Annotated in this window: 22 protein-coding genes; 17 read left to right on the forward strand and 5 right to left on the reverse strand. The window is 52.8% G+C overall.

Annotated elements, in window-relative coordinates; translation table 11 throughout:
- Nucleotides 1-22: 22 nt before the first annotated feature.
- The 8 genes from EV681_RS05075 to EV681_RS05110 all read left to right on the forward strand — a co-directional run bounded on the left by EV681_RS05075 (nt 23) and on the right by EV681_RS05110 (nt 6,860).
- Nucleotides 23-799, forward strand: coding sequence for a GntR family transcriptional regulator (locus EV681_RS05075; RefSeq protein ID WP_130303449.1), 777 nt, complete (start codon nt 23-25; stop codon nt 797-799).
- Between the two features lie 24 nt (nt 800-823).
- Nucleotides 824-2,074 (forward strand): MFS transporter, encoded by a 1,251-nt coding sequence (locus EV681_RS05080; RefSeq protein WP_128395673.1) that lies wholly within the window; start codon nt 824-826, stop codon nt 2,072-2,074.
- Nucleotides 2,071-2,889, forward strand: a complete 819-nt coding sequence (locus EV681_RS05085; protein WP_130303450.1) for an HpcH/HpaI aldolase/citrate lyase family protein — start codon at nt 2,071-2,073, stop codon at nt 2,887-2,889. The genes EV681_RS05080 and EV681_RS05085 overlap by 4 nt, the downstream gene beginning before the upstream one ends.
- An 85-nt stretch (nt 2,890-2,974) precedes the next feature.
- Complete coding sequence (locus tag EV681_RS05090) at nt 2,975-3,832, forward strand: NAD-dependent epimerase/dehydratase family protein (RefSeq protein WP_130303451.1); 858 nt, start codon at nt 2,975-2,977, stop codon at nt 3,830-3,832.
- A gap of 53 nt (nt 3,833-3,885) precedes the next feature.
- A complete protein-coding gene (locus EV681_RS05095; protein ID WP_130303452.1) occupies nt 3,886-4,653 on the forward strand; it encodes an amino acid ABC transporter permease in 768 nt (255 codons plus the stop codon).
- A gap of 2 nt (nt 4,654-4,655) precedes the next feature.
- A complete protein-coding gene (locus tag EV681_RS05100; protein ID WP_128395677.1) occupies nt 4,656-5,306 on the forward strand; it encodes an amino acid ABC transporter permease in 651 nt (216 codons plus the stop codon).
- A complete protein-coding gene (locus EV681_RS05105) occupies nt 5,290-6,018 on the forward strand; it encodes an amino acid ABC transporter ATP-binding protein (protein ID WP_128395678.1) in 729 nt (242 codons plus the stop codon). Before EV681_RS05100 ends, EV681_RS05105 begins: the two co-directional genes overlap by 17 nt.
- Before the next feature lie 44 nt (nt 6,019-6,062).
- Nucleotides 6,063-6,860 (forward strand): transporter substrate-binding domain-containing protein, encoded by a 798-nt coding sequence (locus EV681_RS05110; protein ID WP_165392946.1) that lies wholly within the window; start codon nt 6,063-6,065, stop codon nt 6,858-6,860.
- Between the two features lie 53 nt (nt 6,861-6,913).
- Here the strand turns inward: EV681_RS05110 and EV681_RS05115 are convergent, their stop codons facing one another.
- Genes EV681_RS05115 through dctP form a run of 4 tightly spaced genes read right to left on the reverse strand, consistent with a single transcriptional unit; the run spans nt 6,914 to nt 11,130 of the window.
- A complete protein-coding gene (locus EV681_RS05115; RefSeq protein WP_128395679.1) occupies nt 6,914-8,185 on the reverse strand; it encodes a hydroxymethylglutaryl-CoA reductase, degradative in 1,272 nt (423 codons plus the stop codon).
- 29 nt (nt 8,186-8,214) lie between these two features.
- A complete protein-coding gene (locus tag EV681_RS05120; RefSeq protein ID WP_130303453.1) occupies nt 8,215-9,528 on the reverse strand; it encodes a TRAP transporter large permease in 1,314 nt (437 codons plus the stop codon).
- Nucleotides 9,525-10,034: a TRAP transporter small permease subunit gene (locus EV681_RS05125; RefSeq protein WP_130303454.1), complete on the reverse strand. Its 510-nt coding sequence runs from the start codon at nt 10,032-10,034 to the stop codon at nt 9,525-9,527. The genes EV681_RS05120 and EV681_RS05125 overlap by 4 nt, the downstream gene beginning before the upstream one ends.
- A gap of 52 nt (nt 10,035-10,086) precedes the next feature.
- Entirely contained in the window at nt 10,087-11,130 is a 1,044-nt protein-coding gene (gene dctP / locus EV681_RS05130) for a TRAP transporter substrate-binding protein DctP (protein WP_130303455.1), read from the reverse strand.
- Nucleotides 11,131-11,327: 197 nt separating this feature from the next.
- Here dctP and EV681_RS05135 point away from each other — a divergent pair, with 197 nt between their 5' ends.
- Together EV681_RS05135 and EV681_RS05140 are read left to right on the forward strand one after the other, a co-directional pair.
- On the forward strand, nt 11,328-12,701 hold the full coding sequence (locus tag EV681_RS05135) for an aminotransferase-like domain-containing protein (protein ID WP_128395683.1): 1,374 nt from the start codon (nt 11,328-11,330) through the stop codon (nt 12,699-12,701).
- Between the two features lie 297 nt (nt 12,702-12,998).
- Entirely contained in the window at nt 12,999-15,089 is a 2,091-nt protein-coding gene (locus EV681_RS05140; protein ID WP_130303456.1) for a catalase, read from the forward strand.
- Nucleotides 15,090-15,176: 87 nt separating this feature from the next.
- Here EV681_RS05140 and EV681_RS05145 read toward each other — a convergent pair whose 3' ends face one another.
- The gene (locus tag EV681_RS05145) at nt 15,177-15,692 is read right to left on the reverse strand and encodes a hypothetical protein (protein WP_165392947.1); all 516 of its coding nucleotides are present in this window, start codon (nt 15,690-15,692) and stop codon (nt 15,177-15,179) included.
- Nucleotides 15,693-15,888: 196 nt separating this feature from the next.
- On the opposite strand from EV681_RS05145, the gene EV681_RS05150 reads away from it, so the two are divergent.
- From EV681_RS05150 to EV681_RS05180, 7 genes are all read left to right on the forward strand, one after another.
- Complete coding sequence (locus EV681_RS05150; RefSeq protein WP_242612143.1) at nt 15,889-17,283, forward strand: acyclic terpene utilization AtuA family protein; 1,395 nt, start codon at nt 15,889-15,891, stop codon at nt 17,281-17,283.
- Nucleotides 17,280-17,621, forward strand: a complete 342-nt coding sequence (locus tag EV681_RS05155; protein ID WP_128395686.1) for an AtuA-related protein — start codon at nt 17,280-17,282, stop codon at nt 17,619-17,621. The genes EV681_RS05150 and EV681_RS05155 overlap by 4 nt, the downstream gene beginning before the upstream one ends.
- Nucleotides 17,618-18,592: a Bug family tripartite tricarboxylate transporter substrate binding protein gene (locus EV681_RS05160; protein ID WP_341273433.1), complete on the forward strand. Its 975-nt coding sequence runs from the start codon at nt 17,618-17,620 to the stop codon at nt 18,590-18,592. Before EV681_RS05155 ends, EV681_RS05160 begins: the two co-directional genes overlap by 4 nt.
- A gap of 62 nt (nt 18,593-18,654) precedes the next feature.
- Nucleotides 18,655-19,539 carry a LysR family transcriptional regulator gene (locus EV681_RS05165; protein ID WP_128395687.1) on the forward strand — a complete coding sequence of 295 codons (885 nt, stop codon included), beginning with the start codon at nt 18,655-18,657 and terminating at the stop codon, nt 19,537-19,539.
- 247 nt (nt 19,540-19,786) lie between these two features.
- On the forward strand, nt 19,787-20,461 hold the full coding sequence (locus EV681_RS05170) for an RraA family protein (protein ID WP_130303458.1): 675 nt from the start codon (nt 19,787-19,789) through the stop codon (nt 20,459-20,461).
- 1 nt (nt 20,462) lies between these two features.
- Nucleotides 20,463-21,686: an aminotransferase class I/II-fold pyridoxal phosphate-dependent enzyme gene (locus EV681_RS05175; protein ID WP_130303459.1), complete on the forward strand. Its 1,224-nt coding sequence runs from the start codon at nt 20,463-20,465 to the stop codon at nt 21,684-21,686.
- A 26-nt stretch (nt 21,687-21,712) separates the two neighbouring features.
- On the forward strand, nt 21,713-22,537 hold the full coding sequence (locus tag EV681_RS05180) for an ABC transporter substrate-binding protein (protein ID WP_128395690.1): 825 nt from the start codon (nt 21,713-21,715) through the stop codon (nt 22,535-22,537).
- Nucleotides 22,538-22,543: the final 6 nt, after the last annotated feature.

Genomic DNA, 22,543 nt, shown 5'->3' on the forward strand with positions numbered 1-22,543 from the left:
AGTTTTTTGAGGCAGGTGGAATATGGCCAGGTCAGCTGACACTATTCACGATTCGTTGCTCAATACCAGCCAGCCCCGATATATGCAATTGGCAAAGACGCTGGTCGCCGAAATTGCCGATGGCAAGTACGCTGTCGGCGATCTGCTGCCGACCGAACAGGAGTTATGCACGCAGTTCGGCATCAGCCGCTTTACGGCAAGGGAAGCATTGAAAAAGCTGGTTCAGTCGGGTTTGGTCACGCGTCAGCCGGGTGTGGGCACCAAGGTTGTTTCTAACAAGGCCAACAGTGCATACAGCCAGAACATGGCGGGCATTTCCGATCTGTATCAATATGCCACCGATACGACACTTGTCATTGAGAAACAGGAGATCGTTTCCCTGAGCGAGGCGCAAAGTGAACTGGTGCAAGGCACGGCCGGAGAAACCTGGCTGCATTTGCAGGGCAAACGGTTTGTGAGCGATAGTCCTTTGCCTATTTGTGTGACCGAGATCTGGATTCATCCGGCGTTTCGGTCTATTCGCGGCGTCATGGGTGAGCAGCACGAGGCTATTCACTCGAACATCGAACACCAGTTTGGCGAAACCATTGCAACTGTCGAGCAGGAAATCCAGGCGATTTGCCTGACCCGAGGCCAGGCTGCGCAATTGCAGTCCCGGGTTGGCGGTCCGAGCTTGAGGATCGTCAGAAAATATCGCAATCGAAAAGGCGAACTTATCGAGGTGTCCGTCAGCACGCATGCCGCAGATCGCTACAGCTACCATTCTGTTTTTAATCGGGAATGGCGTGGTCAGGCATAACGATTTCTTGCAGACGAGTGGGCTATGACAAACACAACAACGAATAATCAGTCCAACCCTATCCGAAAAAAACAGGATAGTCGCGCAGGCTGGATGGTGCTTATCCTGACATTGACCATTCAGGCGCTGGCGACCATGGTGCTGCTGGTGCCGCCAGTGATGGCGCCCGTGCTGTCAGATCAGCTGGGCGTGCCTGCCGGCTATATCGGCTTTTATATTGCGGTGGCCTATCTGTCTGCGATGTTAAGCAGCCTGAGCGCAGGCGCGATGCTGACCATGGTAGGTCCGATTCGGCTAAGCGCCTTGTGTCTGATGTCTTCGGCCGCCGGCCTGACACTGTTCGTGATGGCTCCGTCTGTGTGGACGCTCGCGCTGGCCGGCGTCTTCATCGGTCTTGGATATGGTCCGGTAACGCCGTGCAGCTCGCAGATACTGATTAAGAATACGCCCATGCACCGGCTGAGCCTGATTTTTTCCATCAAGCAAACCGGTGTGCCGCTTGGTGGGGTGCTGGCCGCCATGATCATGCCCAGCCTGGAGCAAATGGTCGGTTGGCATAGCGCCCTGGGTGTTGTTTGCGTGGTGCTGTTCTTTTGCGCGGTGGTGTCGCTTTTTGCTCCACGTTCCTGGGAGCCGGACGCAACCGGCATCAGACGCTCTTTCAGGGAAGAGTTCTTTGGTGCGCTTGGAACGATTTATCGCGTTCCTGTCTTGCGGACGCTGGCCGTATGTTCCTTTTGCTTTTCTGTATGCCAGCTCACGTTAATGACATATGCCATTACCTTCCTGCATAACGAGGTTGGCATGTCGCTAGTTCTGGCAGGGGTTTTTCTGTCAGTTTCCCAGGCAGCAGGCGTGATCGGGAGGATTTTGTGGGGTTATCTGGCTGATAATTTCTTTTCCACCTGGAGCATGTTGCTGCTGCTGGCTGCTGGCATGCTCTTGTCTGCCGTTGGCGTCTTTTATATTGACGCCGATTCAAGTCAGTGGTGGATCATATTTGTGTTTGCCGTTTTCGGTGCCACTGCCATTGGCTGGAACGGCGTGTATCTGGCAGAAGTGGCCAGGCGTGCGCCCGAGGGGAAATCGGGTTCGGTCACTGGTGCTACGCTGGCGGTCACTTATCTGGGCGTCGTTTTAGGGCCTCCGGCCATCGGCCTGGTATCACAGGCGACAGGTGGATTCGGTTACGGCTTTTTGTCGTTGTTATTGCCCACCATCGCTTCAATCATCTTGCTGGGCAGGACCAAAAGACATTTTCAGGGGGATAAATGAGAGACAAAAGCTATCTGTTCGTGCCGGGGGACCGTGCCGAGCGTTTTGACAAGGCCATGGGTACGAAAGCCAGTGTAGTCATTCTTGACCTGGAAGATGCCGTTGCGCCTGAGAACAAAGACCTTGCCCTTGCGACAATCGGCACCTGGCTTCAGCGCAAACGTAATCTGGCCGGCCTGCCGCGGTTGTTCATAAGGGTGAATGATGTTAATACCCCCTGGTACGAGCGCGATTGCGCTTTGCTGCGCGACCCGTCTATTGCGGGAGTCATGTTACCGAAAGCGCAGCAGGTTCAGGCAGTGACAGCGCTATCTGACATGCTGCGTCCGGATCAGGAGCTGATCCCTCTGATTGAAACGGTAGCCGGATGGGATAGTGCGCGCAATATCGCGATTGTGGCTCGCGTATCCAGACTGGCTTTTGGTTCTGTGGATTTTTGCATTGATGCAGGTATTGCCGAGGATGGAGAACAATTGAACTTTGTGCGCACCTCGCTGGTTCTGCAATCCAGGCTGGCCGGCGTCGCGCCGCCCATTGACGGGGTAAGCGTCGACTTTCGTAATGAGGAGCAACTCAAGCGCGACGTATCACAATCGCGAAAATTCGGATTCGGAGCAAAACTGTGTATCCATCCCTCGCAGATTGAAGCTGTGAACGCTGGTTTTGCGCCGGAGCCGGCAGACATTGCCTGGGCCGAAAAGGTGATATTGGCAGTGGCAGAAAAGGGTGGCGGTGCGATTGCCGTAGACGGAAAATTAATAGACAAGCCCTTGCTGCTGCGCGCTCAAAAAATCATGGAGGCGTGTCACCAGTAGCGTGTTGGCAGGCGAGAGTCTGAAACACTTTTGTGGCTGCTTTTAGGGTAAACCACAATTTAAAGATGTCAGATAACATACAACAATGAGGCTCATAAATAAACGCTGTATTTCAGTTGGAATATTCGTGCCAGAGACAAAACCCTTTAAACGCCTATTGTTAACCGGTGCTGCCGGTGGACTGGGCAGCGTGCTGCGCCAAACTCTGAAACCCTTTGCCGACACCATAAGGCTGTCGGACATCATTGCTCCTGCTGACAAACCTCAGGCGGAAACCGGTGAAGAGCTCATTCTTTGCAATCTGGCCGACAAGGCGTCGGTAGAGCAGTTGGTGGCCGGCTGCGATGCCATCGTGCATATGGGCGGGGTCTCGGTTGAGCGTTCTTTTGAAGAAATCCTTGAAGCAAATATCAAGGGCGTGTTTCATATCTATGAAGGCGCTCGACGTCATGGTGTCAAACGGGTGATTTTCGCCAGTTCGAATCACGCCATCGGCTTTTACCGGCAGGATCAAGTCATTGATGCCGGCGTGCCGCGCCGACCCGATGGCTATTATGGTTTATCCAAAGCCTATGGCGAAGAAATGGCCAGTTTCTATTTCGATCGTTATGGCATTGAAACGGTCAGCATCCGTATCGGATCCTGCTTTCCGGTTGCGAAAGACCGGCGCATGATGCACACCTGGATCAGTGCCCGCGATTTGACCGAACTCATTCGTTGCGCGCTGGTAACTGAGAAAGTGGGGCATACGATTGTGTATGGCATGTCCGATAACAAGCAGGTGTGGTGGGCCAATCACCTGGCAGCCAGGCTTAACTTTGTGGCGCAGGATACCTCAGAAATATTCCGCGAGCAGGTTGAGCGTCAGCCCATGCCTGCAGCCGATGATCCCGTGACCGTCTATCAAGGGGGCGCGTTCACCGCCCAGGGCCCGTTTGAGTAATTCCAATGACTGCTGGACTATATAAAACCGGCCGGCGTGGATGGGAGATATAAGTGCGGTATGATTTTAATTTCGCGGGTCTGCTTCCTTACTGGCATACGTTTCTTGAAGGCGCATTGCTGACGCTTGAGCTGACCCTGGCCTCGACGGTATTTGGCCTGGCTATCGGTATTTTTTGCTCGATCGGCACTCGCAGCCGGTACCGCTGGATAAACCGTGTTTGTGCGGTCTACGTTGAGACGATTCGCAATACGCCGTTTCTGGTGCAAATATTCATTTTCTATTTCGGGCTATCCAGTATCGGGTTGCAGATGCCGGCCGCGGTGGCTGCGGTCATTGCCATGGTCATCAATGTCGGCGCCTATTCTTCGGAGATCATCCGCGCCGGCATGGACGCCATCCCCCGGGGGCAGATTGAGGCCGCCGAATGTCTTGGGCTGTCCCGGCCTCGCATCTACTGGCATGTCATTATGCTTCCGGCCTTTGAGAAAGTGTACCCATCCATTACGAGCCAGTTCATTCTGATGATGCTGATGTCGTCCATCACCTCACAGATCTCCACCGAGGAGCTTACTGCGGTGGCCAATAATGTGCAGTCGGAAACGTTTCTCTCGCTGGAATCCTACATCGTGGTTGCTGCCCTTTACTTGCTGCTGGCGGTCGTATTGCGGGTGCTTTTCTGGCTGGCCGAGCAACTGCTGTTTCGGCGCAAGCGTGTTATTGCCCAGGCGCAGCGTCGTTCGGCCTCCATGGGCAATGCGGCCGCCCGCAAGCGAAAGGCGGTGTCGCGCAAGCTGCCCGCAGTGACGATCAGGGGGTAACCATGGACTCATTTTCTACTGTACAGCTGCTGTATCTGCTCAAGGGCGTGGGCTGGACGCTGGTGTTGTCACTTATTTCATTTGCGCTTGGCTCTTTGGCGGGATTCGCGGTAATGCTGGCACGCGTCTCGGTTCACAAACCGGTCCGAGTGATCACATCTGCTTATATTCAGATTATTCAGGGCATTCCCTTGCTGGTTCTGCTCTTTATTGTCTATTTCGGAGTAGGCATTTTCGGCATCAACGTCGCGCCACTGGTGGCATCGGCCATCGCGCTGATGATTCATGTGAGCGCATTTCTGGGTGAGATCTGGCGCGGCAGCGTGCAGGCCATAGAGAAAACCCAATGGGAGGCATCGGAGTGCCTGGGCCTGTCGCGCTGGCAATCGCTGATTCTTGTGATTATTCCACAGGCATTGCGTATGTCATTGCCGCCCTCGGTAGGTTATTTGGTGCAGGTCATCAAATTGACATCACTCGCATCGGTTGTCGGCTTCGTGGAACTGACGCGCGCCGGTCAGATTATCAATAACTCGCTGTTCCAGCCATTTCTGGTTTTCGTGCTGGTGGGCGCCTTTTATTTTGTGCTCTGTTATCCATTGTCGCTATGGAGCAGGGCCATGGAGAGAAAACTGAATGTCGGCAATCGTTGATGTGCGGGATGTGCACAAGAAATTCGGAGAGAACGAGGTGCTCAGGGGCGTCTCATTTGAAATAGAGCGCGGCCAGGTCGTGGCGATCATCGGGCAGAGCGGTTCGGGCAAAAGTACGGCGCTACGCTGCATGGATCATCTGGAGACCATTAACAGCGGTTCCATCTCGGTCTGCGGGCATGAGCTTGGTACGGGTACGGTCGACCTGCGCCAATTGCGCAAGGATGTGGGCATCGTGTTCCAGAGCTACAACCTGTTTCCCCACCTGACAGTCCGGCAAAACATCATGCTTGCGTTAAAGCATGTGCGCAAACTATCGCGCGACGAATGTAGCCGCAAGGCGCAGTACGTACTTGAAAAAGTGGGCCTCGCCGAAAAGGCAGAAAGCTATCCGGAACAGCTGTCGGGCGGCCAGCAGCAACGAGTGGCGATTGCCCGGTCGCTGGCCATGGAACCCAAAGTGATGCTGTTTGACGAAGTGACCTCCGCACTGGATCCGCAATTGACAGGTGAGGTGCTCCGGGTGATCGAAGATCTGGCCAAAGGGGGAATGACGATGGTGCTGGTCACCCACGAAATGTCTTTCGCTCGCAGAATTGCCGACAAGGTAATTTATATGTATCAGGGCATGGTATGGGAAACCGGTGGCCCGGAAATCCTGACCAACCCACAAACTCGTGAGCTGCAGCAGTTTATTGGCACCGGGTTATAGCAGTTCATCGCAGTTCACTATATTTATAAAAGGTAGGACGACAAATGAAATTAATGCAGACAGTGAAAACGCTCGGCCTCGGTCTGGGCCTGATGGGTGTTTGTGCGGCCAGCCATGCCGATGCCCTGGATACCATCAAGAAAAATGGCACGATCCGCGTGGCCGTCGCAATGGGTGTGCCCATGTTCAGCTATGCCAATGCCAATATGGAACCCGAAGGCTCGGATGTAGATACGGCCAAACTGCTGGCTCAGGATCTGGGTGTCAAACTGGATCTGGTGCAAATTACCAACGCGGCGCGGGTTCCCAGCATTCAGACCGGCAAGGCAGACCTGACGGTCTCGAGCCTGTCGATTACGCCTGAGCGCGCCAAAGTGGTGGATTTCACTGTTCCGTATGCGTCGCTGCAGACCATTGTCGCTGCGCCCAAGGATGTGCAAATCAAGAACTATGCCGACCTCAAGGGCCTGCGCCTGGGCGTGACGCGCGCAACGGTCAATGACGCCGATGTGACCAAGAATGCGAAGGACGCCAATATTCGTCGTTTCGAGGATGACGCTACACTGGTGACCGCCGGTGTATCAGGGCAGGTTCAGGCAGTCTCTTCCCAATGGCCTATTGTTGCGGAAATAAACAAGAAGCAGACCAGCAATCCCTTTGAGATAAAATTTGTCCAGCATGAATTCATGCTGGGTATTGCCATGCCGAAAAACAATCCCGAACTCAAGGCATGGCTGGATAAGTGGATTCTTGAAAACCTGAAAAACGGCAAGCTTAATGATATTTATAAAAAATATCACGGCAATGCGCTTTCACCGAAAGTGGTCAATCAACAGTCGTAAAATCAATCAGCGTTGTCCTGGCACGCCAGCGATGTGTGCCAGGACGCGATTGATCAGCCGGTCTTGAGATCCTGAAGTATGCTCTGCGCGACGTCTATCCGTATGGTTCCCTGAGCGATCAAGGCATTGGCCACCTGATCAATTTGCTGTCCAACTGCTCCGGCCATCATGGCAACATTTTGAGCATGCAAGGCCATATGTCCCTTTTGAATGCCCGTCGTTGCCAATGCTTTTAATGCGGCAAAATTTTGTGCCAGTCCTGTAGCAGCAATAATTCGGGCCAATTGACTTGCGCTCTTTACGCCAAGTATTTGCAGATTGGCTTTTGCCATAGGATGCAGTTTGGTTGCCCCGCCAACCAGGCCTACGGCCATTGGAATTTCGATGCTGCCGACCAGATCCCCGGTTTTGTTGATTTCCCAGTGTGTCAGGCTTGAGTAGTGTCCATTACGTGCGGCATAAGCGTGAGCGCCGGCTTCCACGGCGCGCGTGTCATTGCCGGTAGCCAGGACGACGGCCGAGACGCCGTTCATGATGCCCTTGTTATGGGTTGCTGCACGATAAGGATCCGATTCGGCAAAATGGTAGGCGCTCATAATGCCGTCGCGGATTGCTTCTCCGCCAATCGCATCACAAGTGAATGTTGCACGCGCCCGGGCCAGGCGCCGGTCAGCAAGATTTGAAAGTATTCTCAGATATACCTTGCCGCCAGTCCACTGCTCAATCAGCGGCGCCAGTTTCTCTGCCATGGTATTGACGGCGTTGGCTCCCATGGCATCACGCGTGTCAACGATCAGGTGTGTAATGACCATAGGCCCGATACTGGAGTCAATGATTCGCACTTCGATATCCTGCAGACCGCCGCCCAATGAAAGCAGAATGGGGTCGCAATCGTCACATAGTTTCTTTATCTGCGCTTTTTGCTCCAGAATAGAGATTCTGCAAAATTGCGGATTGGTGATGTTAACCAACTGAATCTGGGCAATCATCTGAGAGCCCGACATGGACGTGGTGAACCCGCCGTTGTCATAACACTGCCTGGCGGCATTACAAACCGCGGCAACCACCGAGGATTCTTCGGTAGCCATCGGCACCAGGACATCACTATCATCGACTTTCATGTTCGTTGCAATGCCCACCGGAATATTCATGGTGGTAATGACATTCTCAATGAGATGATCGGCAGTGTCAGCGGGCAAATTGCCGGTGTTGAGCATGGCTTGGACCGTTTCCGGGTCCAGATTGCAGCGTTCTTTCAAAATATCCAGGCGACCCTGTATTCCCAGTTTGTGAAAGCCGGCAATTCGAGAGCTGAGTTCAGGCATGGTGTTTCGTTCCGTGTGAAAATAAAAAATCAACGTCTGTCCATCAAGGACGGAAGCCAGGTGACAAGATCCGGGAAGGCGGCACAGAATATCAGCGCGCCCATTTGCAATAGCATGAATGGCAGAACGCCCCTGTATACCGTACCCATGCCCAGGTGCGCGGGTAACGGCCCCTTAATATAGAACAGGGTGTATCCGAAAGGAGGGCTGATATAGCCAGTTTGTATCGTGATGGCATACAAGACGCCAAACCAGATTTCATCAAAGCCAAGTAATTTGACGATAGGCAAAAAGACCGGCACCGTAAGCAGGATGATTCCGATTTCGTCCAGGACAGTTCCCAGAAAAATCAGAATCAGCATCATCGCAGCCAATATGACGTAAGGGTGAACCTGCATGTCGCGGATCAGGCTCAGGAGGGTATCGGCGCCACCCAGGCCGGTAAATACAGAGACATAGGCTTTTGCACCAATGGTAATCCACAGAATCATTGTGGTGGCTTTCGCGGTTTCGAACGTTGCATGGCGAATGCCGGAATAGTCCAGTTTGCGTTTGAGCATCCCAATGATGAACGCACCCGCAACGCCAACTGCAGCCGCTTCTGTGGGGGTGGCGATGCCAAAAAATATTGAGCCCAGTATCAATATGACAAGGATAATGGGAAAAATAACGCCTTTTACGCTTCGCAGTTTGGTCAGGAAGGGGACGCGCTCGCGCTGGGATTGCGGAACACGTTCAGGATGTGCGTAGGCAATGTAAAGAATGTACAGAATGTAGAAAACCGCGAGAATCAGTCCTGGCACGATACCGGCAATGAGCATCTTGCCGATCGATACCTGAGCGGTGACGGCATATACAATGGTCAGAATGGACGGTGGAATAAGAATGCCAAGCGTGCCGGAGGCGCATATCGTGCCGGTAACCAGTTTCGGGTCATATCCGCGCTTGAGCATCTCTGGCATGGCCAGCAGCCCCATCGCGGTGACTGCTGCGCCCACAACCCCTGTCATCGCCGCCATCAGCACGCAAATAAGGACAGTGCCAATGGCCAGCCCGCCTCGCAGGCGACCGAACCAGATTTCCATGACGCCGTACAGTTCTTCAATAACGCCAGTGCGCTGTAAAATTGCTGCCATGAAGATATAGAGGGGAATGCCCAGCAGCGCTTCAGAGCGCATGGTATCGAAAATCTGCAGTACCATGATCACAACTGCATTTGCATCCCAGAGGGTCACCGTAATCAGAAGCGATAAGCCGCCAAGTACGAAGGCAATGGGTAAGCCGGTGAGCATGAACAGCGTTAACCCTGCAAACATGATGACCAGAATAATATTCGCGCTCATGATTGTTGATCCTGTTCTTTGTACAGAACGGTCAGCATTTCCGCAAAACTCTGAAGTCCCAGTAATAAAACCGATATGGGTATGGCAAACTTGACGGGCCAGATGGGTGGATTCCAGGCAGAAAACGATGTTTCCTTATACTCCCACGCTTGCATTGCGGGTGAGAAAGAATAGGAAAACATGATGATGCTGAACACAATAATGATCAAAAAACTGAATAAATCGAGCAGTCGCTGATTTTGCGCAGAGAGCTTTTTTTGCAGCAAATCCAGGCTGACATGACCGCGCATGTGCAGCAAATAGGCCCCGCCAAGCAGAAAGTATGGACCAAACAGCAGGGTTGCAAGCTCCATGCCCCAGGTTGTCGGGGCATGGAATACATATCTGCTGATCACTTCGTACAACATTGAAAATACGATCAGGAAAATAAGCGCTGATGCAATATTGAAAAAGAATTTATTGATGCGGGTAATACCCAAAATGTAGGCGGACACGAAAGCAGGCATGGGATAAATCCAAAAAACAATGTTGCAGATAACGACTATCTCAATTGAAGATTCAAGACAGCAGCCCGAGATCCTTCATAAATGCAATTTGGCTGTCCATCATTTTTTTGGCCAGGGGGTTGCCTTTGGTTGCCGACTCCCACGCTTTTACCGCCTGTACCCGGCCCTGCGCCAGTTCATCCGCACTCAGCATGGTCACTTCTACGCCTTTGCTCTGGAAGGCTTTCAACGCCAGCGTGTCGGCCACGAGAATATGCTGACGCAGGGCGCCGGAAATTTCCCGGGCTGCGGTTGCCAGGGCCGCCTTATTTGGTGCAGACAGTTTTTCGTATGCGCCGCGATTGGCCACATAACTTGTTGCTGTTGTAGGCTGATGCGGGCCAGGCATGACAATGTATTTGGCTACTTCGGCCAGGCCGGCTTCAAGGTTGGCAGTCAGATCGCCTCGGTCGGCAAAATCGATCACGCCCTTATCCAAAGCAGAATAGACTTCGTTTGTTGCCAGCGTCGTGACCGATACGCCAAGCGCTCCCATGACAGTTGAGGCCAGTCCAACGAATCGCCCTTTTTTATCTTTCAGATCTGCGAGCGATTTGATTGGTACGCGTGAATGTATGGGCTCTGGTCCGTATACAGTGGGGGCGACATAATACAATCCCGCGGGCGCATAGGCTTCTCGAGCCAGGGCCAGTCCGTCTTTCTCGTAGAACCAGGCTTCGTACTGGTCTGGTTCGGGAAATCCAAAAGGAACAGTGCTGGTAAACGCCAGCCCCGGAATTTTTCCTGCCTCATAGCCGTCAAATGTTTTCATCATCTGAAAGGCGCCGCCGCGCACGGCATCAAATGCCTGATTGGCTGGCACAAGCTGACCCGCGGAATAAAGTTGAATCTGGAATTTGTTGTCAGTCAGTTCTGCCACACGCTTGACAAAAAGCGCTTCAAACTTTTGCGGTGTGGTGCCGCCGTCCCACAATGATTGCATCTTCCATTTCACGACTTCCTGGGCCCGTGCTACGGCAGGTATGCCCAGGACACCGATGCCCGCAACAGTTCCTGATGCCAGTTTTTTAAGCAGATCGCGGCGTAGGATTTTCATTCATGTCTCCTTGATTTTTTAAGATATATAGGTACAGTAGTGGGTACGGTATAAATATATATATTTATTCTCTTGTTCGCTATGATGCTAAGTTATGGGAAATTAAACAAGGTACGGTTGCATCGAAATGTGCGGATACTGTGCCTGAATGTGTAGGGGTACACCTATGGTGCGAAGCACCATACATCGGAACGCTAATGAGTAAAGTCAATAATATTGTCGAGCACATGCTTCTTGCCATACAGAATGGAAATCTGAAAAGTGGTCAGAAGTTGATGTCCATACGGGTTGCCCGTGAACATTTCAATGTGTCAAAAAATACCATGATCGATGTTTATGACAGACTCGTTTCATTGGGGCATATCACGGCCAGGCCAGGCTCCGGTTATTACGTCAGCACATTAAGTAAAAAGCAAAATAGAAGCAGCACCACGCATATAGCAGAAGCGGTGGATGCGATATCATTGTTGCGGGAGCAGTTAAACCAGACCTATCGTGTCCGGGTCGGAGATGGCAGGCCTCCGTCCTCATGGATGAGCCAATTCGATTTTGATATGCGGCTTAAAATACCCAGTGATAGTAAATATGGCTACGGACATCCCATGGGTTTCGAACCGCTGCGCGAGGCGATCGCGCAAAATCTCATTGAGAGATCTATTCAGGCGTCGGCAGATCAGGTTCTGCTCACTTACGGCGCTAACCACGCGATGGACTTGATTATCAAACAGTTTCTGTCCCCGGGGGATACGGTTCTTGTTGATAGTCCTGGGTACTATCCTTTATTTGCCAAACTCAAACTGTACAAAATTAAAATGATTGGCGTCAGGCGCGGCGGCACGGGCCCCGATACCGAAGATCTTGAGGACAAGGCCAGAGTGCATCGTGCAAAGCTGTTTTTCACGCAAACACTGGGCCACAATCCTACTGGCGGCTGCGCAACCCTGGCCGCGCAATATCAGGTGCTCAAGCTGGCCGAAAAATATGATTTCAGGGTTGTCGAGAATGATGCGTTTGCAGACTTGTTGCCACCAGGTATACCGCGTATGGCGGGGCTGGACCAGTTGGATCGCGTCTTGTATATAGGCACTTTTTCCAAGACGCTATCGGCCAGTTTTCGAGTCGGCTATGTTGCTGGCAGACAGGCGCTGATTGATTCTCTTTGTAATATTAAGATGCTGACCGTGGTCACATCGTCGGACTATCTTGAGCGATGGCTTTACAGTTTGATTGCCAACGGACAATATCTGAAGCACTTGCGACGGCTTCGGCCAATGGTCGAACAGGCGAGCGCTCTGGCGTTGAACAATTTTTCATCGTTGGGGTTTCATGTTCCTTATCAGTCTGAAGGCACTTATTACATGTGGCTCGAATTGCCCAACCACCTGGACGATATCGAAGTTGCTCGAAAGGCGGCCGAAGAGGGCATATTCCTTGCCCCGGGTACGGTGTTCTACCCAGAAAAAAAATCCAGCCAAAAACCGGCGCTGCGAATTAATGTTGCTTATGCCAATGATCCTGATTTTCTGACGTTCCTCAGAAAATTGCGCGCAGGCGCCGTCGGGAACGAATAGAAACCCCGAGCCTGGTGTGAATGCGACGCTACGGTGTTGCCAGGCGCAAAAGGCGATGGGATATAGCTGGTAACGTACTGTATATGACAAAGTAAATATTTGTTAAGAACATATCATGCAAATTTTTCTACAAATTTATTACACCTGTCCTTTTACAATGCGCACATACAATGGTCAGGAAATATGGCATACTGATTACCCAATCTAGAAATTCCTAATCAAATAAAATCATAATTTCTTGTCCCGTTTTTCCGTTTCAACTGATCATTATTCCAGTCCTGTTCTAAGGAGATACTAATGAAGTCAAGTTCGAAAAAATCGGTTTCCCGCCCCGCCAATGGGGCCAAAGACGAAGTTGGCAATGCCGGAGAGTTACAACAACAGGCTGGCGGCACGCATCCGGTTATGACCACTCAGCAGGGTCTGACCATCAGCGATAATCAGAATTCTTTGCGCGCAACCCCTCGAGGTCCGACATTACTGGAAGACTTCGTGCTTCGAGAGAAAATCACGCATTTCGATCATGAACGAATTCCCGAGCGAATTGTTCATGCCCGTGGCACCGGTGCTCATGGGTATTTTGAATTGACCCAATCACTGTCGAAATATACAACGGCAAAAATTCTTACCGAAAAAAATGTCCAGACACCGGTTTTCTGTCGAATATCCACCGTGGCTGGCGGCAGCGGCTCGGTGGATACCCCCCGTGATGTGCGCGGTTTTGCCGTAAAGTTCTATACACAGGAAGGCAACTGGGATCTAGTCGGCAATAACATTCCTGTGTTTTTCATACAGGACGCCATGAAGTTTCCGGATCTGATTCATGCTGTCAAAATGGAACCGGATCGCGGCTTCCCACAGGCGGCCAGCGCGCATGATACGTTCTGGGATTTTATCTCGCTCATGCCCGAGTCTATGCATATGGTCATGTGGGCCATGAGCGATCGGGCGATTCCGCGCTCCCTGCGTATGATCGAAGGCTTTGGCATTCACAGTTTCCGGCTGGTGAACAAGGATGGAAACAGTACCTTCGTCAAGTTCCACTGGCGTCCGAAAATCGGATTGCAGTCTACTGTGTGGGATGAAGCGGTCAAACTGGCAGGTGCTGACCCGGACTTTCATCGCCGTGATTTTTTTGAGGCGATTCAGAATGGTGCTTTTCCAGAGTGGGAGCTGGGTGTCCAACTGTTTACCCAGGAAGAGGCCGATGCCTTCCCGTTCGATCACCTGGATTCAACCAAATTGATCCCCGAAGAGCTTGTGCCACTGAAAATCATTGGCCGCATGGTGTTGAATCGCTGGCCGGACAACTTTTTTGCCGAAACCGAGCAGGTCGCATTCTGTCCCGCCAATATTGTCCCCGGTATTGATTTTTCCGATGACCCACTATTGCAGGGACGACTGTTTTCCTATCTGGATACACAGTTGTCTCGACTGGGCGGTTCGAACTTTGCACAGATCCCGGTTAATGCTCCTAAATGCCCCTTCCAGAACACGCAACGCGACGGGCATATGCAGATGCAGTCGCAAAAAGGGCGAACCGCATACGATCCGCAAAGCCTGGATCCCAATGCCACGCGTGCCAGTTTGAAAACAGGCTTTCACAGCGCTGCGTTGCAGACAGAAGGCGCCAAGTCCCGTATTCGTGCGGAAAGCTTTGCCGATCACTACAGCCAGGCACGGATGTTTTATCGTAGTCAGTCCGAGGTGGAGCAGGCGCATTTGGCTTCGGCACTGGTTTTCGAACTATCCAAGGTTGAGACCGAACATGTGCGTCTGGCTGTTGTCAGCCAGTTGCGCACTATAGACGAGAGCCTGGCAAAACGCGTTGCAGATGGGCTGGGCCTCAAAGCTTTGCCGGCAGCGGTCAAGCCTGTGGTGCCCGTTCAGGACCTGGATTTGTCTCCAGCTTTGCGTCTTATTGATCGAATGAAAGATACGCTCGAAGGGCGAACCATCGGCATATTGATTGCCGACGGCTCCAACAACGAGAGTATCAACGCGATGAAGAGCGCACTGGATAAAGCCGGCGCGGCGGTGAAGCTGGTTGCGCAAAAACGCGGTGTGACGCTCAAGGATGGCAGCTACGTGACAGCTGATGGGCAACTGGCGGGTACACCATCGATTGTGTTCGATGGGGTGGTCAGTATTTTGCCGATGGCCGAAGCGGAAAAGCTGGTGCATGAGGCGGCCGCCGTAGACTGGTTCCGAGATGCCTTTGGGCACTTGAAAGCCATTGCCGCGTGCAAGGGAACGCACAAGATTCTGGAAGCGGCCGGCATCAAGCCCGATGCGGGCGTGGTCGCACCGGAAGACATCAAGGCGTTTATCAAACTGGCAAAAACACGGCAGTGGAAGCGGGAACCAACGTTGCGGACATTGGCCTGACCGCTTGATCCGTCCATGAGAAAAACAAGACCACGGGTCGTGTGCCACGTGGTCTTGTTGCTGTTAGATTGGCTGCCTGAACTGGTGTCAGGCCAGGGAGTCCCAGTCAGTGGCCAGCGTTGGATCCTGGCCTTTTGACTGCGTGACTGACGTGGCGGTGGCCGGTGGCTCCAGCGTTTCCTGCAGGGTCCAGCCACGGTCTGTATGGCGCAGCAGGAAATATACGGTTTGGTCACGCGCCACCGAGCGCGCTTCAAGGCGTTGCACCCGTTCTGGGCGGTCCAGATGCACGGCATACATAATGCGAATAAAGGTGTCGGCATGCCGGGGAACCTGCCTGGCCGATTCCCATTCTTGCAATTGTGATTCAGTGAGTGCCAGCCGCTTGCAAAGCACTGCGCAAGTCATTTGCAGTTCCCTGCACAGATAGCGAAATTCGGCGCCCGATAGCGCTACGCTTTTTACGCAGAGCGCGCTGCAAATGGTTCTTTTGAGCCCCTGGGGATTATGGACGACGATGCTCCTGCCATTTCTGGTCTCCTTTATCCGATAACCATTGCTCAGCCAGACGTTCTGCAGGCCACCTTCAACAAATGGATGCATCATCAATCCCAATCAGTCGCTTTTTTGAATAAGTCTTTTGAAAAAGTATACAGGAGGTTAACCCTGATATGACAATTTGAAGACAGATCATCGCCATGCTGGCGTATCCTATTAATACTATTTATTTATCAATTGATCAAAATAATTAATTTAATTTTTCAATTGAAATTCAATAGAATGAATTCCAGGCTATTTCATGAGTGATCAGGGAGGACAGATGCAAAGTCTGCTCATAGGCTGTGGCGCCGGATTTTCGGGCGACCGCATAGATGCTGCCCAGGCGGTTGTCAAGACGTTGATTGCGCGCCGGCAGCCCGCTGTGCTTATCTTCGAGATGCTGGCCGAGCGTACGCTGGCCCTGGGTCAATTGGCCAAAAATCAGGATCCGGAGCGCGGCTACGAACCATTGCTGCAGGAGGTGCTGGCGCCCATTCTGAATGATTGTATCGCCCATCATATTCCCATCGTCAGCAATTTCGGGGCAGCCAATCCCGTTGCAGCAGCCAAAGCCATTGAGGCATTGGCCATTGAACAGAATCTGGCAGGATTGAAAATTGCAGTAGTAGAAGGCGACGATATCCTTGCGAAGGTGGATATCTCCAGACTGCAGATTTGGGAAGGGGATCGTGAATTGGCTGCCGGCGCCGGCGATCCGATCGCGGCCAATGTTTATCTGGGCGCCAGAGGCATTGCAGAGGCCCTGACCGATGGCGCACAAATTGTGATTACCGGCAGAGTGGCCGATCCGGCGCTCACGCTGGGGCCCGCCATGGCGCATTTTAATTGGGATTGGCAGGATTGGGACCGGCTGGCTGCAGCAACACTGGCCGGGCACCTGCTCGAATGCGGCTCGCAGGTCACGGGTGGCTATTTTGCCGATCCGGGCTATAAGGACGTACCGGATCTGGCCAATGTCGGCTTTCCCATTGCGCAAATCTTTGAAGACGGCCGGATTATTATAGGCAAGGCTGATGATACGGGCGGTACGGTCAACCTGATGACAGTGAAAGAACAAATGCTGTATGAAATCCATGATCCCGCATGCTATATGACGCCAGATGTCATTCTTGATATTTCCCAGGTACAGATTCATCAGATCGCGCCCGATCAGGTGCAAGTGACCGGCGCCCGCGGTGCTCCCAGGCCAGACACGCTCAAGGCGACTGTCTCGTTCATGGGCGACTGGTTCGGCGAAGGAGAGATTTCCTATGCCGGCCCCAATGCCGGGGAACGCGCAAAGCTGGCTGCAGACGTATTGGGTGCGCGGGCAAAGTTGCTGAAGGGGCCATGCCGCTTTCGGCGTGATCTGCTTGGCGTGGTCAGCGTACTGGATTCGGATACAGGGGTGCTGCGTGACAGTCTGCCGCTTGATCAGATCACGGACGTGCGTCTGCGGCTGGCTGTCAATGCGCCGGACAAAATGACAGTCGAACGAATGATGCATGAAGTCAATGCGCTGTACTGTTGCGGGCCAGCCGGCGGCGGAGGCGTACGAACCAGTGTCAAGAGCAGTGTGCGCACGGTGTCGTATCTGGTTCCCCGTGATCAGGTGCAGGAAGGCTGGCGATACGTTGCGGGAGAGGCACAATGAGCACGTTAATAAAGCTGCATGAGATTGCACATGCAAGGGCGGGGGACAAGGGTAATCGTCTGAACATCAGTCTGATTCCGTATGACCCGGTGCATTGGCCGCTATTGCTGGAGCAGGTAAGTGCGGAAAAAGTTAAGGCATGGTTTGCCCACCGCGGTGCAACGCAAGTTGTGCGCTACGAGTTACCCAATCTACAGGCATTGAATTTCGTTATTGATAACGTGCTTGAAGGGGGCGTGAACACCAGCCTGAATCTGGATAAACATGGTAAATCAAATTCGTTCCGACTGCTTGATATGTCGATACAGATCGGGACTAAAAAAGGAGACAGTCAATGACAATGAATAATTTCAAATCCAAAGTTATCTTATCGCTTGCCGCAATGACACTGGCTGCAGGCAGCGCCATGGCAGCCTATCCCGACAGGCCAATCACCTTTGTCGTGCCGTTTGGCGCGGGTAGTGGCACCGACAAGCTGGCCAGGGTGCTGGCAGAGGAAGTGTCAAAACAGGTCGGGCAGACGGTGGTGGTGGAAAACAAGGGCGGGGCCAGTGGCTTTATTGCCGCGCAGGACATTGCCCGGGCCAAGCCTGACGGTTATCGCATTTTTGTGACCTCCAATACGACCCACGCCAGTAATTCGGCGCTGTTCAAGAAACTGCCGTATGATCCGGTGAAGGATTTTGCCCCCATCTCCAAATTAGGCAATATTCCGCTGGTGCTGGTGGTGAACCCGCAAAGCATTCCATCCAAAACCGTACCGGAATTCATTGAGCACCTGAAACAAAATCCTGATAAAGTGTTTTTCGGCAGTGGCAGCACCTCTGCCAGAATTGGCGGGGAATTGTTCAAAATCCTGACGGGCACCAAGATCAGCAATGTTGATTACAAAAGTAATCCGCAGGCTGTGGTGGATACGGTCGGCGGACAGATTCAGATGATGATTGCAGATGCGGCAACCACACTGCCTTTGGCGCGTGACGGCAAGCTGCGTGCGTTGGCCGTCTCGACCAGCAAGCGTACCGATATTGCCCCGGACTTGCCGACCTTGGCCGAAACCGGTGTCAAAGGGTATGAGATGGTTGCATGGTTTGCCTCGTACGCACCTGCCGGCACCCCCGATGAAGTGATCAAGACATTGAATCAGGCATTCGTCAAAACCCTGAACGATCCGAAAATTGTGAAAAATCTTCAGATCCAGGGTATTGAAGCCCAGGCCAGTACGCCGCAAGAACTGGCCAACTTTCAGAAAGCAGAAACCGAAAAGTGGGTAGATATCGTCGCCAAGGCCGGTGTTGAAGTACGATAGCAGTTGTCGGGGTGGCTGCCGCGGGCGCCTCCCAACCAACTACCGGGCTATCCATTACATTTGTGAATCTTTCCACTAAACACCTGAAAGCCTTCAAGGCGCTGGCAACCGAAAAAAACTTTACCAAGGCGGCCAGCCAGTGCCATCTGACGCAGCCTGCGCTTAGCGTGCTTATCCAAAATCTGGAAGAACAGGTGGGCGCCAAGTTGTTCGAGCGCAATACGCGCAACGTCATGCTCACGCCCGAAGGGTTGCTGTTTGACGCGTTCGCAGACAAACTGCTGGATGACTTCGAGCACGCGCTAAGCGAATTGCGCCAGCATGTGTCCAAGAAGGCGGGTCACGTGACGGTGGCTGCTTTGCCATCGGTCGCTGTGGGCAGCCTGATTCCGGCGGTCGCGCAATTTAACCGTATTTACCCGGGCGTGTCGGTGGCCTTTATTGATGTGACGGCCGATGAGTGTCTGAGTTTGGTCAAGACGCGCAAGGCAGATTTTGCCGTGACCTTCGTCGGTGAACACCATCCGGAGCTGATCAGTCAGCCCTTATGTTCCGATTCGTTCTATGTGGTTTGTTCAACTGACCACCCGCTGGCCGCGAGCAAAAAGCTGCGCCAGCAAGACATACTGGCGCATCCGGTGATCCAGTTCGTGCGCAGCACCAGTATTCGGCAACATCTGGATGCTTCGTTTTATCCGGAAAAACTCATTACCCATATGGAAGTGTCCAATTTGTCCACGGTGGCAGGCCTGGTGGCAAACAATATGGGTATTTCAATTGTGCCAGGCCTGTCGCTGTTTCTTTACACCAAGCCGGACATTGCCATTATTCCGCTGGAACTGGAAGTACCTAATCGCATGATTTGCCTTGTGCAGGCGCGCGATCGGGTGCAATCGGTGGCGGCGCAGGCGCTGATCACACATTTGAAAGAGACGATTCGTGCCTAGGATTTTCCCTAGGGCTGTATCGCGAAATGGTCTGTCTGCACCAAATTAGGGCGGCGAACTTTGTATGAGCCGTCAAGCGTGCCGGCTGGTTAACCTTTTGAAATATCGAACAATATAGTTCTTGTGCTGCGAGTAAAAAGCGCAAGGTGGCGTATACATTCCTTTTAGGAATAAACAATCACGCATTAAATTCCCTTTGAGAAAAAAGACGGACTGGGCATGATGCTGTCATCAAGGAGTAAACAAGATGACACAGCAAGACCTTTCGATCCAAATCAATCCGTCCAGCCCTGTACTTGAACCGGGCATTGCCGCTGCTCTGCAGCAAATAGTCACTCCACACCTGAGTGATAATCTTCATCGGCAGGTAGGCGTTGTCGGACTCACGCGTTACAACCGGACTGGAAAACTGGTTGGGACCGCCGTTACCGTACAAACGCGTGCAGGCGACAACTTGTATATCTACAAGGCGATGACCATGCTTGAACCCGGTCACGTACTGGTCATAGACGCAGCCGGCGATGTGAGCAATGCCTGCATTGGCGAGATCATGAAGAAATATCTGCAGCAACGCGGATGTGCCGGCATTATTGTCAATGGGGCCATTCGCGATGTGGCCGCGTTTGAGAACGACAGCTTCCCTTGCTATGCACGGGGCAATGTGCACCGCGGGCCATACAAAGAAGGCCCGGGCCAGATCAATGTGCCGGTCAGTATCGGCGGGCAGGTGATCGCGCCGGGAGATGTGGTTGTTGCCGACGAAGATGGTATTGTCTGTTTTCCTGTCGGGCAGGCAGAGGCACTGATTGCTGCGGCCAGGGCGCATGCGGACAAAGAAGAAAAAATCATGAATGAAATTGCGTCTGGCGCTAAAGAACAAAGCTGGCTGCATCCGGTGCTTGCGGCCAAAGGACTGTCTTGAGATGACGACAGTGATGACAAGCCCGAACCAGTTGCTGGCGCAGCGGATGCAGCGCATCAAGGCCTCGCCAAGCATGGCGGCAAAAAAGAAAGTAGACACGCTCAGGGCGGCCGGCAAACAGATTGTTGATTTTACGATTGGTGAACCCGATCTGGCGACGCCGGAACATATTGCAACCGCCGCCGTGCAGGCGATCCGGCACGGCGCGACCAAATACACGGCATCTGCCGGTGTGCCTGAATTGCTGCAGGCCGTTGCGCAAAAATTCGAGCGCGAAAACGGCCTTCACTATGCGACAGATCAGCTCATTGTGGGCACCGGCGCCAAGCAGTTGATCTATACGGCGCTGGCCGCGACACTGAACGACGGCGATGAGGTCATCATTCCGACACCATTCTGGGTGTCTTATCCCGACATGGTCACGCTCAATGGTGGTACGCCGGTCATGCTGGCAAGCACTGCCGAATCGGGATTCAAAATTTCAGCAGCAGAACTGGAACGGGCCATTACAGACAAAACCAAGTGGCTGTTGTTGAATAGTCCGAATAATCCGTCAGGATCCATGTATACGGCAGCGCAGTTTCGCGAAATCGCGGCAGTGCTGGAGCGGCATCCGCAAGTCTATCTGATGATAGACGAGATCTACGAACACTTCAGCTATGACGATGTGTATGTATCACTGGCTACCTACAGCGAAACGCTCAGAGCCCGCACATTAGTGGTCAATGGTGTTTCCAAGGCGTATGCCATGACCGGCTGGCGTATCGGTTATGCAGCAGGCCCAGCGGTTCTGATCAAGGCGATGACGACCCTGATATCGCAGACAACATCATGCGCCAGCGAGCCCAGCCAGCGTGCTGCTGTGGCGGCGCTGACGCAGGACCAGTCTTGCGTGCGAGAGGCCAGCCGCATTTTTCGTGAACGTCGTGATGTGATTGTGCCGTTGCTCAATGCGATCGAGGGCATAACTTGCGCGGTGCCGCAAGGTGCATTCTATGTATTTCCGAGTGTCAAAGGGCTGCTGGGCAAACGCATGCCCGATGGCAAGATCCTTGCGACGGATCTGGATGTTGTGCTTTACCTGCTGGACCATGCTGGTGTGGCGGTGCTCGATGGCACAGCCTATGGTACGCCGGGTTTTATAAGAATCAGCTTTGCTACCGATTTGGATATTATCAGGAAAGGGTGTGAAAAGATTGCATCTGCTTGCAGACAACTTGTCTAACAATGAAATTTTCCAGGGAAGTTATCATGAAATTGAAAAACCTATTGACCATTTTGCCATTTGTCATGGCCTGCGCCAATGTTGCGCAGGCCGACGCGCTGGACGCCATCAAGGAGCGGGGCACACTCGTATGCGGCACGCTTGGCACTTCTGAACCATTCAGTTTCCAGGATCAAAAAACGCGCCAGGTGGTTGGCTATGAAGTGGACCTGTGCAAAGAAATCGCTGACAGTATCGGCGTCAAGCTCGAAGTCAAAATGATTTCGGTGGCCGCACGCATTCCCGAACTGGCGGCAGGTCGTGTGGACGTTGTAGCGGCTAACCTGGGCTGGTCTGTGGATCGGGCCAAGCAAATTGATTACAGTTATGCCGACTATGTCAGCCCGCAGAAGATTCTGATCCGCCAGGCTGATGCCGATAAATTGAAGACAACCGCAGATCTGGCGGGCAAGCGCGTGAGCGCTGTAAGCGGTTCATCTTCCGAGGCAGGCGCAAAACGCCTGATCCCGGATGTCACAACGGTCACGTTCAAAGATCCACCGACGGCATTTGTCGCACTTCAACAGAAAAAAGTGGATGGTTTCGTTGGGTCCGAGCTGATGCTTCTGAAGTTTGAACAAGGGGCACAGAAGACACCGGTCAAACTGACCATGATTGAAGATCCGCTATTTACCGAGCCGTGGGGCCTTGGCGTCAAAAAAGGGGAAAAGGCGCTGCTTGGCAAAATTAATGAGACGATGGCCGGCCTTGAGCAATCCGGGAAAGCCCAGCAGATATTCGATCGCTGGTTCGGCCCCCAGACCCAGTTTCATACCAAGCGGGTATTCAAGATGGAAGAGATCAAAGGTTAGGGCGCA

Origin of the sequence: Advenella incenata (genome assembly GCF_004217095.1) — a bacterium.
GTDB classification, from domain to species: domain Bacteria; phylum Pseudomonadota; class Gammaproteobacteria; order Burkholderiales; family Burkholderiaceae_B; genus Advenella; species Advenella incenata.

Bases quoted from the DNA above. Each gene is read 5' to 3' on its own strand.
- EV681_RS05075 (WP_130303449.1), top strand. From the start codon at position 23: ATGGCCAGGTCAGCTGACACTATTCACGATTCGTTGCTCAATACCAGC.
- EV681_RS05080 (WP_128395673.1), top strand. From the start codon at position 824: ATGACAAACACAACAACGAATAATCAGTCCAACCCTATCCGAAAAAAA.
- EV681_RS05085 (WP_130303450.1), top strand. From the start codon at position 2,071: ATGAGAGACAAAAGCTATCTGTTCGTGCCGGGGGACCGTGCCGAGCGT.
- EV681_RS05090 (WP_130303451.1), top strand. From the start codon at position 2,975: ATGAGGCTCATAAATAAACGCTGTATTTCAGTTGGAATATTCGTGCCA.
- EV681_RS05100 (WP_128395677.1), top strand. From the start codon at position 4,656: ATGGACTCATTTTCTACTGTACAGCTGCTGTATCTGCTCAAGGGCGTG.
- EV681_RS05105 (WP_128395678.1), top strand. From the start codon at position 5,290: ATGTCGGCAATCGTTGATGTGCGGGATGTGCACAAGAAATTCGGAGAG.
- EV681_RS05110 (WP_165392946.1), top strand. From the start codon at position 6,063: ATGAAATTAATGCAGACAGTGAAAACGCTCGGCCTCGGTCTGGGCCTG.
- EV681_RS05115 (WP_128395679.1), bottom strand. From the start codon at position 8,185: ATGCCTGAACTCAGCTCTCGAATTGCCGGCTTTCACAAACTGGGAATA.
- EV681_RS05120 (WP_130303453.1), bottom strand. From the start codon at position 9,528: ATGAGCGCGAATATTATTCTGGTCATCATGTTTGCAGGGTTAACGCTG.
- EV681_RS05125 (WP_130303454.1), bottom strand. From the start codon at position 10,034: ATGCCTGCTTTCGTGTCCGCCTACATTTTGGGTATTACCCGCATCAAT.
- dctP (WP_130303455.1), bottom strand. From the start codon at position 11,130: ATGAAAATCCTACGCCGCGATCTGCTTAAAAAACTGGCATCAGGAACT.
- EV681_RS05135 (WP_128395683.1), top strand. From the start codon at position 11,328: ATGAGTAAAGTCAATAATATTGTCGAGCACATGCTTCTTGCCATACAG.
- EV681_RS05140 (WP_130303456.1), top strand. From the start codon at position 12,999: ATGAAGTCAAGTTCGAAAAAATCGGTTTCCCGCCCCGCCAATGGGGCC.
- EV681_RS05145 (WP_165392947.1), bottom strand. From the start codon at position 15,692: ATGCATCCATTTGTTGAAGGTGGCCTGCAGAACGTCTGGCTGAGCAAT.
- EV681_RS05150 (WP_242612143.1), top strand. From the start codon at position 15,889: ATGAGTGATCAGGGAGGACAGATGCAAAGTCTGCTCATAGGCTGTGGC.
- EV681_RS05155 (WP_128395686.1), top strand. From the start codon at position 17,280: ATGAGCACGTTAATAAAGCTGCATGAGATTGCACATGCAAGGGCGGGG.
- EV681_RS05160 (WP_341273433.1), top strand. From the start codon at position 17,618: ATGACAATGAATAATTTCAAATCCAAAGTTATCTTATCGCTTGCCGCA.
- EV681_RS05170 (WP_130303458.1), top strand. From the start codon at position 19,787: ATGACACAGCAAGACCTTTCGATCCAAATCAATCCGTCCAGCCCTGTA.
- EV681_RS05175 (WP_130303459.1), top strand. From the start codon at position 20,463: ATGACGACAGTGATGACAAGCCCGAACCAGTTGCTGGCGCAGCGGATG.
- EV681_RS05180 (WP_128395690.1), top strand. From the start codon at position 21,713: ATGAAATTGAAAAACCTATTGACCATTTTGCCATTTGTCATGGCCTGC.